Here is an 8219-nt window from a genome sequence, read left to right on the forward strand (position 1 = left end):
GGAACTGGTGGCCGCCGCGCTGGCCGCGGGGGCGTCGGCGGGGCTCACGGACACCGCGCGGGGCGCCGTCCTCGATCTGTACACCTCGCTGCGGGGTCCAGTTCGTGCGCGGCGGGGCGCAGGCCCAGGACCTCGCGGCCCAGCAGCAGCTCGATACCGAGGGCCTCGAAGTCGACGTCGAAGGCGGAGCCCTCGGCCTTGCCGAGCAGGACGGCCTTGGAGAGCGGGGGCCGGTCGTACGGTTGATGGGGTTCCGCGCCGAGCACCGTCACGGTGCCGGTGAAACCCTGTTCCCGCAGGGCCACCGCGGTCTGCACCCCGGCCATGCCCGCGCCGACCACCACCACCCGCCGCTGCGCCTGCGTCGTCTGCTCGTCCACCGGATCACCATAGTCAACTGACAATTTGTCAGTCAGCGGTCGTGCTCAGTGACCTGCTCCACAACGCTCGTTCCGTGGCCCTCCTGCGACTCCCACTCCCAGGTCTCCTCCAGCCGCACCCGGCCGTCCGCGAGGTCGACCACGGTCGAGAGGCAGTGCCCGGACGAGGTCGTCCCGTCCGCCTTCAGCTGCACGTACCGGAAGTCGAGACGGTCCCCCGCGCGCGTGCCGACGAGATGCCCCCGTACGACGTCCCCGCCCGCGTACTCGGCCCAGACCTCCCCGTCCTTCTCGTGGTACGTGAACCGGGTACGGGTACCCACCTGCCCCGGTGCCTGGTCTGCGACGGGGGCCAGGACAAGGCCGTCGAGCGAGCGGGACATGACAGAAGGCTCCCTTACAGAGGCGCAGGACCAAAGGCTAGGGTGGCCAACGTACAAGCACTCGCGGGAGCCCGGACGCACCGGGCTGAGAGGGAGGCTGGCGGCCTCCGACCGTACGAACCTGATCCGGGTCATGCCGGCGAAGGGAGGGGCTGGACGCCCATGTCGTCACGTACGTCAGACGTCCTCGTCGTAGGGGGCGGGATCATCGGCCTGGTCACGGCCTGGCGGGCCGCGCAACGCGGCCTCGGCACAGCCGTCGTGGACCCCGAGCCGGGCGGCGGGGCCGCCCAGGTGGCCGCCGGGATGCTGGCCGCGGTCACCGAACTGCACTACGGCGAGCAGACCCTGCTCGGCCTGAACCTCGCCTCGGCCCGCCGCTACCCCGACTTCGCGGCCGAGCTCACCGAGCTGACCGGGCAGGACCTCGGCTACCGGCGCTGCGGCACGCTCGCGGTCGCCCTGGACGCCGACGACCGCGCCCATCTGCGCGAACTGCACGCGCTGCAACGCCAGTCGGGCCTCGACTCGGAGTGGCTGTCGGGGCGGGAGTGCCGGCGCCTGGAGCCCATGCTCGCGCCGGGGGTGCGCGGCGGCCTCCGGGTGGACGGCGACCACCAGATCGACCCGCGCCGCCTCACGCGCGCGTTGCTGACCGCGTGCGAGCGGGCGGGCGTGGTCTTCCACCGGGCGTGGGCGCAGCGCCTGCGGGTCGTACGGGAGCGGGCCGCCGGGGTCACCACGCGGGACGGTACCGAGCTGGCCGCGGACCAGGTCGTGCTCGCCGCCGGGAGCCTCAGCGGCCGTCTGGAAGGCGTCCCGGTGGACGTCCTGCCGCCCGTACGGCCCGTGAAGGGCCAGGTGCTGCGGCTGACCGTGCCCGAGCACCACGCGCCCTTCCTGAACCGCACCGTGCGGGCCGTGGTGCGCGGCAGCCATGTCTACCTGGTGCCCCGGGAGAACGGCGAGCTGGTGGTCGGCGCGACCAGCGAGGAGCTGGGCTGGGACACCACGGTCACCGCGGGCGGGGTCTACGAGCTGCTGCGCGACGCCCACGAGCTGGTCCCCGGCATCACCGAGCTGCCGCTCACGGAGACCCGCGCGGGCCTGCGCCCCGGGTCCCCGGACAACGCCCCGCTGCTCGGCCCGACGGAGCTGCCCGGCCTGCTGCTCGCCACCGGTCACTACCGCAACGGCGTCCTGCTGACCCCGGTCACCGGGGACGCCCTGGCGCACGCCCTGACCACCGGTGAACTGCCGGACGAGGCCCGTCCGTTCACCCCGAGGCGCTTCCTGGAGCTCGTGGAGCAGCCGGCATGAACATCTCCGTCAACGGGGAGCCGCGCCAGTTTGCTCCCGGCACGGCCCTCGACACCGTCGTGCGCGCCCTGACCCCGGCGCCCTCCGGCGTGGCCGCCGCGCTCAACGAGACGGTCGTCCCGCGCGCGCAGTGGTCCGCCACCGCCCTCGCCGAGGGAGACCGCGTGGAAGTCCTCACCGCCGTCCAAGGAGGCTGACCATGGCCGACGACCCCTTCCTCATCGGCGGTACGGCCTTCTCGTCCCGGCTGATCATGGGTACCGGCGGGGCGCCCAGCCTGGAGGTGCTGGAGCGCGCCCTGGTCGCCTCCGGCACCGAGCTGACGACGGTCGCGATGCGCCGCGTGAACCCCTCGGTGCACGGCTCGGTGCTGTCCGTCCTGCAGAAGCTCGGTATCCGGGTGCTGCCCAACACCGCGGGCTGCTTCACCGCCGGGGAGGCCGTCCTGACGGCCCGCCTCGCGCGCGAGGCGCTCGGCACCGACCTGGTCAAGCTGGAGGTCATCGCCGACGAGCGGACCCTGCTGCCGGACCCCGTCGAGCTGCTGGACGCGGCGGAGACCCTGGTGGACGACGGGTTCACGGTGCTGCCGTACACCAATGACGACCCCGTCGTCGCCCGGAAGCTGGAGGACGTGGGCTGCGCCGCGATCATGCCGCTCGGCTCCCCCATCGGCTCCGGGCTCGGCATCCGCAACCCGCACAACTTCCAGCTGATCGTCGAGCACGCGCGCGTGCCGGTGATCCTGGACGCGGGGGCGGGTACGGCCTCGGACGCGGCGCTGGCGATGGAGCTGGGGTGCGCGGGTGTGATGCTCGCCTCGGCGGTGACCCGCGCCCAGGAGCCCGAGCTGATGGCGCACGCCATGCGGCACGCGGTGGAGGCGGGCCGGCTGGCGTACCGCGCGGGCCGGATCCCCCGGCGGCATTTCGCGCAGGCCTCTTCCCCGGCGGACGGCCTGGCCGTACTGGACCCGGAGCGCCCCGCATTCTGAACGCACGTTCGACTCGTCGGCATGTGCAGGTGCGACCTCCGTCACAGCTCGGCCCCAGTACCGCCCCGATCCCCGCCGAACCGGATGGACTGTCAGCGGCGGCTCGTACACTCGCCAGCGTGGATACGACCCTTCAGGACCCCCTGGTCGGGCAGGTGCTCGACGGCCGCTATCGCGTGGACGCGCGCATCGCGGTCGGCGGGATGGCCACGGTCTACCGGGCCCTGGACACCCGTCTGGACCGTGTGCTCGCGCTCAAGGTGATGCACCCGGCGCTGGCGGCCGACGGCATGTTCGTCGAGCGGTTCATCCGCGAGGCCAAGTCCGTCGCCCGGCTCGCCCACCCCAATGTCGTGCAGGTCTTCGACCAGGGCACCGACGGGTCGTACGTCTATCTCGCCATGGAGTACGTCGCCGGATGCACCCTGCGGGACGTGCTGCGCGAGCGCGGGGCGCTCCAGCCCCGGGCCGCGCTCGACATCCTGGAGCCGGTCCTCGCCGCGCTCGGCGCCGCGCACCGCGCCGGGTTCGTGCACCGCGACATGAAGCCGGAGAACGTCCTGATAGGGGACGACGGCCGGGTGAAGGTCGCCGACTTCGGCCTGGTGCGCTCGGTGGACACGGTCACCCACACCAGCGGCAACCTCCTCGGCACCGCCTCCTACCTCGCCCCCGAGCAGATAGAGCACGGCACCACCGACCCCCGGGCCGACGTCTACGCGTGCGGTGTCGTCCTGTACGAGATGCTGACCGGCGACGTCCCGCACACCGGCGACTCACACGCCGTGGTGCTCTACAAGCACCTCCACGAGGACATCCCGCCACCCTCGGCCACCGTCCCGGGCCTGGCGTACGTCCTGGACGAGCTGGTCGCCTCGGCCACCGCCCGCACCCCCGACGTGCGCCCCTACGACGCGGTCGCGCTGTTCGGCCAGACCCGCGAGGCGCGCGCCGCACTGACCGAGGAGCAGCTGGACGCCGTACCGCCGCAGGCGCTGTCCACGCAGCACGGCATCGCCGGCGACCGTACGAGCGTGCTCCCGCGCGCGTTGCGCGTGCCGCGCCCGCTGCCGGTCAACGAGGACGAGCCGGTGTACCACCGCACCAGCGTCCTGGAGACCCCGCCACCCCTGCCTCCGCCGTCCCGGCGCGGCGGCCAGGCCTCTCGCCGCGGCCCGCTCCTCCTCGTCGCCGTGGTCCTACTGGCCCTCGGCATCGGCGCGGGCGTCTGGTACATCAACTCCGGCCAGTTCACCCGGGTCCCGGCGCTGCTCACCAAGACGGAGGCGCAGGCGCGGGACCGGCTGGACGAGGCCGGTCTGGAGACCGGCAAGGTGACGTACGCCTACAGCGACACCGTGGAGAAGGGCGCCGTCATCACCACGGACCCCGGGACGGGCACGCGGATACGGAACAACGACTCCGTCGCGCTGACCGTCTCCAAGGGCCCCGAGACGGTGCAGCTGCCCGACCTCCAGGGCTACTCGCTCGCCAAGGCGCGGACCCAGCTGAAGGACGCCGGTCTGGAGCCCGGCATGGTCACCCGTGAGTTCAGCGACGACGTCCCCAAGGGCTTCGTGATCAGCACGGACCCGGCTGGCGACACCACGCTCCGGGCGGGCTCGACGGTCTCGCTCACCGTCAGCAAGGGCAGCCCGGTCGACATCCCGGACGTCACCGGTGAGGACCTCGCGGACGCGCGGTCGGACCTCCAGGAGGCCGGCCTCAAGGTGAAGGTCGCCACCGCGCGGGTCAACTCCGAGTACGACGCGGGACAGGTCGCCCGGCAGGACCCGGGTGCGGACGGCCAGGCCGCCGAGGGGGACGTCATCACCCTGACGCTCTCCAAGGGGCCCGAGATGATCGAGGTCCCGGACGTCACGGGCGACAGTGTCGACGACGCCAAGGCCGAGCTGGAGGGGGCCGGGTTCGAGGTCTCGGAGGACCGGGGGCTGCTGGGGCTCTTCGGGAACACCGTGAAGAAGCAGTCCGTGGAGGGCGGGGAGACCGCACCCAAGGGGTCGACCATCACGATCACGATTCGCTAGGTGGGACCATGGGGCGGTGATGACTCCGCGCAACCCCATTGGTGGGCATGTTCCCGTCGCCGGTGGGCTCCACTCCGTAGGGCTGTCCTACGCTCGTGATCTCCATGCCGAGACCGTGCAGGTCTTCGTGGCCAACCCCCGCGGCTGGGCCACCCCTGTCGGCAATCCCGCCCAGGACGAAGCCTTCCGTGAGGTCTGCGCCGAGGAGAGGATCCCGGCCTACGTCCACGCGCCCTATCTGATCAACTTCGGCTCGCACACCGAGGCGACCGTGGAGAGGTCCGTCGAGTCGTTGCGGCACTCCCTGCGGCGCGGGCGGGAGATCGGCGCCCTGGGTGTCGTCGTGCACACCGGCAGCGCCACCGGCGGCCGCGACCGCTCCGTCGCCCTGAAGCAGGTCCGCGAGCACATGCTGCCGCTCCTCGACGAACTCACCCACGACGACGACCCGTTCCTGCTGCTGGAGTCGACGGCCGGCCAGGGCGCCTCGCTCTGCTCCCGGACCTGGGACTTCGGGCCGTACTTCGACGCCCTGGACGCCCACCCGAAGCTCGGGATCTGCCTCGACACCTGCCACATCTTCGCCGCGGGCCACGACCTGACCGGCCCGAGCGGTATGCACCAGACCCTCGACCTGCTCGTGGACACCGTCGGCGAGGGCCGTCTGAAGCTGATCCACGCCAACGACTCCAAGGACGTCGTCGGCGCGCACAAGGACCGCCACGAGAACATCGGTGCCGGTCACATCGGCGAGGACCCCTTCCGCGCCCTGATGACCCACCCCGCGACCGAGGGCGTCCCGTTGATCATCGAGACACCCGGCGGCAAGGACGGCCACGCGGCGGACGTGGAGCGGCTGAAGAAACTCCGCGAGGGATAGCCCGCCACGGAATTGGCTGGACAGCCCGCCACGGAGTTAGGGAATACCCCCAGGGGGTACTGGGTTCCTGTTCGGCACAGGAACCACCATCCGCCCTTGGGGGAACCATGGAGCACGAGCACCACCACCAGACAGGCAGCAGCTGGAACATGGCCGTCCAGGCCACCCTCCACTGCCTCACCGGCTGCGCCATCGGCGAGGTGCTCGGCATGGTCGTCGGCACCGCGCTCGGCTGGGGAAACCTCGCGACCACGGTCCTCGCGATCGTCCTGGCCTTCTTCTTCGGCTACTCGCTCACCCTGCGCGGCGTCCTGAAGGCCGGCGTCGGCCTCGCGGCGGCGGTGAAGGTGGCGCTGGCCGCGGACACCCTGTCCATCGCCGTGATGGAGCTGGTCGACAACGGCGTGATCGTGCTGTGGCCGGGCGCGATGGACGCGACCCTCGGCGACCTGCTGTTCTGGGCCACCCTTGCGATCTCCCTGATGATCGCCTTCGTCGTCACCACACCGGTCAACAAGTGGACGATCGGCCGCGGCAAGGGCCACGCGGTGGTGCACCAGTACCACCACTGACCGGCGTGAAGAAGAGTCAGAGCTCGGGACCGTCCCCCGGCTCCTCCTGGTAGGAGTAGCGCTGCTCCTTCCAGGGGTCGCCGACGTTGTGGTAGCCGCGCTCCTCCCAGAAGCCGCGGCGGTCGGCGGTCATGTACTCCACGCCACGGACCCATTTGGGCCCCTTCCAGGCGTACAGATGAGGGACGACCAGGCGCAGCGGGAAGCCGTGCTCGGCGGTCAGCAGCTCGCCGTCCTTGTGGGTGGCGAAGATGGTGCGCGCGGCGGCGAAGTCATCGAGCCGCAGGTTGGAGCTGAAGCCGTACTCGGCCCAGACCATCACATGGGTGACGGCCGGCGCGGGCGGCGCGATCTCCAGGAGCGTCCGAGCGGGGATGCCGCCCCACTCGGCGCCGAGCATGCTGAACTTCGTCACGCAGTGCAGGTCGCCCACGACCGTGGTGTACGGCAGGGCCGTGAACTCCTCGTGGTTCCAGCAGTGTTTCTCGCCGTCCGCGGTGGCCCCGAAGACCCGGAACTCCCAGCGCTCGGGCCGGAACTTGGGGACCGGGCCGTAGTGCGTGACCGGCCAGCCGCGCTGGAGGCGCTGCCCCGGCGGAAGCTCGGAGTGCGCCTCTTCTTCGCTGTCGCGCTCCACCGGCTGACCCATGTATCCATCCTGACAGACCTCGGACGGTGCACCCGACCAACCCCCGAGCAAAACGACCCAAAGTGGACTAAGCATGCCCTTACTTACTAAGTGAAGACTTACTGGACGATCTTCGTCGCCGGTGCAAGGATGCGGCGCAACCTGCCAGTTCCCCCCGGTTGGAAGGAGCCTCTGCGATGCAGGGCGACCCCGAGGTCATCGAATTCCTCAACGAGCAGCTCACCGGCGAGCTCACCGCGATCAACCAGTACTTCCTGCACGCGAAGATGCAGGAGAACTTCGGCTGGACGAAGCTCGCGAAGTACACGCGGCACGAGTCGTTCGACGAGATGAAGCACGCCGAGGTGCTCACCGACCGCATCCTCTTCCTGGAGGGACTGCCGAACTACCAGCGGCTGTTCCACGTGCGCGTGGGCCAGACCGTCAAGGAGATGTTCGAGGCCGACCGGATGATCGAGGTCGAGGCCATCGACCGCCTCAAGCAGGGCATCAAGGTCATGCGCGAGAAGGGCGACATCACGTCCGCGAACATCTTCGAGTCGATCCTGGAGGACGAGGAGCACCACATCGACTACCTCGACACGCAGCTGGAACTGCTGGAGAAGCTCGGTGAGGCGCTGTACATCGCCCAGCTGATCGAGCAGCCGGAGAGCTAGGCGGCTTCCTCGAGGTCCGAGAGGACCGGGTCGACCACGGCAGCCCTGGTCGGACAGGCCCCGCGGCCCAGGATCGCCTGGATGCGCCGCACGCACGACCCGCAGTCCGTACCCGCCTTGCAGGCGGAGGCTATCTGGCGCGGCGTGCAGGCGCCGTTCTCCGCGTGTTGCCTGACCTGCGTCTCGGTCACGCCGAAGCAACTGCACACATACACGCGGATTCACCTCCCGGCGGGATCGATAAGGCTAACCTAACCTTACCCGGCGAGCAGGGACCGCAAAAATCCCGGCCAACTGGGAGGCGAGGGCCACTGCCCGCCGGGTCGCGCGGTCCTTG

The 8219-nt window shown here is 70.8% G+C and carries 10 protein-coding genes, 1 pseudogene and 1 riboswitch; of the genes and pseudogenes, 7 read left to right on the forward strand and 4 right to left on the reverse strand.

Annotation, left to right across the window (positions count from 1 at the left end; genetic code table 11):
- Positions 1 to 95 precede the first annotated feature (95 nt).
- A pseudogene (locus tag ABZ896_RS50910) lies at positions 96 to 326 on the reverse strand (NAD(P)/FAD-dependent oxidoreductase); the annotation flags it as partial.
- Positions 327 to 412: 86 nt separating this feature from the next.
- The gene (locus ABZ896_RS50915) at positions 413 to 763 is read right to left on the reverse strand and encodes a hypothetical protein (protein WP_360945750.1); all 351 of its coding nucleotides are present in this window, start codon (positions 761 to 763) and stop codon (positions 413 to 415) included.
- Between the two features lie 53 nt (positions 764 to 816).
- Positions 817 to 928: riboswitch (TPP riboswitch) on the forward strand.
- On the opposite strand from ABZ896_RS50915, the gene thiO reads away from it, so the two are divergent.
- The 6 genes from thiO (at position 926) to ABZ896_RS50945 (ending at position 6577) form a co-directional block, all read left to right on the forward strand.
- Positions 926 to 2083: a glycine oxidase ThiO gene (gene thiO / locus ABZ896_RS50920; RefSeq protein WP_360945753.1), complete on the forward strand. Its 1158-nt coding sequence runs from the start codon at positions 926 to 928 to the stop codon at positions 2081 to 2083. It overlaps the preceding riboswitch by 3 nt.
- Positions 2080 to 2280: a sulfur carrier protein ThiS gene (gene thiS / locus ABZ896_RS50925; RefSeq protein ID WP_360945756.1), complete on the forward strand. Its 201-nt coding sequence runs from the start codon at positions 2080 to 2082 to the stop codon at positions 2278 to 2280. Before thiO ends, thiS begins: the two co-directional genes overlap by 4 nt.
- A 2-nt stretch (positions 2281 to 2282) precedes the next feature.
- Positions 2283 to 3077 (forward strand): thiazole synthase, encoded by a 795-nt coding sequence (locus tag ABZ896_RS50930; protein ID WP_360945759.1) that lies wholly within the window; start codon positions 2283 to 2285, stop codon positions 3075 to 3077.
- A 119-nt stretch (positions 3078 to 3196) separates the two neighbouring features.
- Positions 3197 to 5125, forward strand: coding sequence for a Stk1 family PASTA domain-containing Ser/Thr kinase (gene pknB / locus ABZ896_RS50935; RefSeq protein WP_360945762.1), 1929 nt, complete (start codon positions 3197 to 3199; stop codon positions 5123 to 5125).
- A gap of 19 nt (positions 5126 to 5144) precedes the next feature.
- A complete protein-coding gene (locus ABZ896_RS50940) occupies positions 5145 to 6005 on the forward strand; it encodes a deoxyribonuclease IV (RefSeq protein WP_360945775.1) in 861 nt (286 codons plus the stop codon).
- Between the two features lie 107 nt (positions 6006 to 6112).
- The gene (locus ABZ896_RS50945; protein WP_360945765.1) at positions 6113 to 6577 is read left to right on the forward strand and encodes a DUF4396 domain-containing protein; all 465 of its coding nucleotides are present in this window, start codon (positions 6113 to 6115) and stop codon (positions 6575 to 6577) included.
- 16 nt (positions 6578 to 6593) lie between these two features.
- Here the strand turns inward: ABZ896_RS50945 and ABZ896_RS50950 are convergent, their stop codons facing one another.
- On the reverse strand, positions 6594 to 7226 hold the full coding sequence (locus tag ABZ896_RS50950; protein ID WP_360945768.1) for a sulfite oxidase-like oxidoreductase: 633 nt from the start codon (positions 7224 to 7226) through the stop codon (positions 6594 to 6596).
- Positions 7227 to 7402: 176 nt separating this feature from the next.
- On the opposite strand from ABZ896_RS50950, the gene bfr reads away from it, so the two are divergent.
- On the forward strand, positions 7403 to 7882 hold the full coding sequence (bfr, locus tag ABZ896_RS50955) for a bacterioferritin (protein ID WP_360945771.1): 480 nt from the start codon (positions 7403 to 7405) through the stop codon (positions 7880 to 7882).
- On the opposite strand, the gene ABZ896_RS50960 is transcribed toward bfr, so the two are convergent.
- On the reverse strand, positions 7879 to 8097 hold the full coding sequence (locus tag ABZ896_RS50960) for a (2Fe-2S)-binding protein (RefSeq protein ID WP_360945774.1): 219 nt from the start codon (positions 8095 to 8097) through the stop codon (positions 7879 to 7881). The genes bfr and ABZ896_RS50960 overlap by 4 nt on opposite strands.
- Between the last annotated feature and the right edge of the window lie 122 nt (positions 8098 to 8219).

The organism is Streptomyces sp. NPDC047072, assembly GCF_040643855.1.
GTDB lineage: Bacteria > Actinomycetota > Actinomycetes > Streptomycetales > Streptomycetaceae > Streptomyces.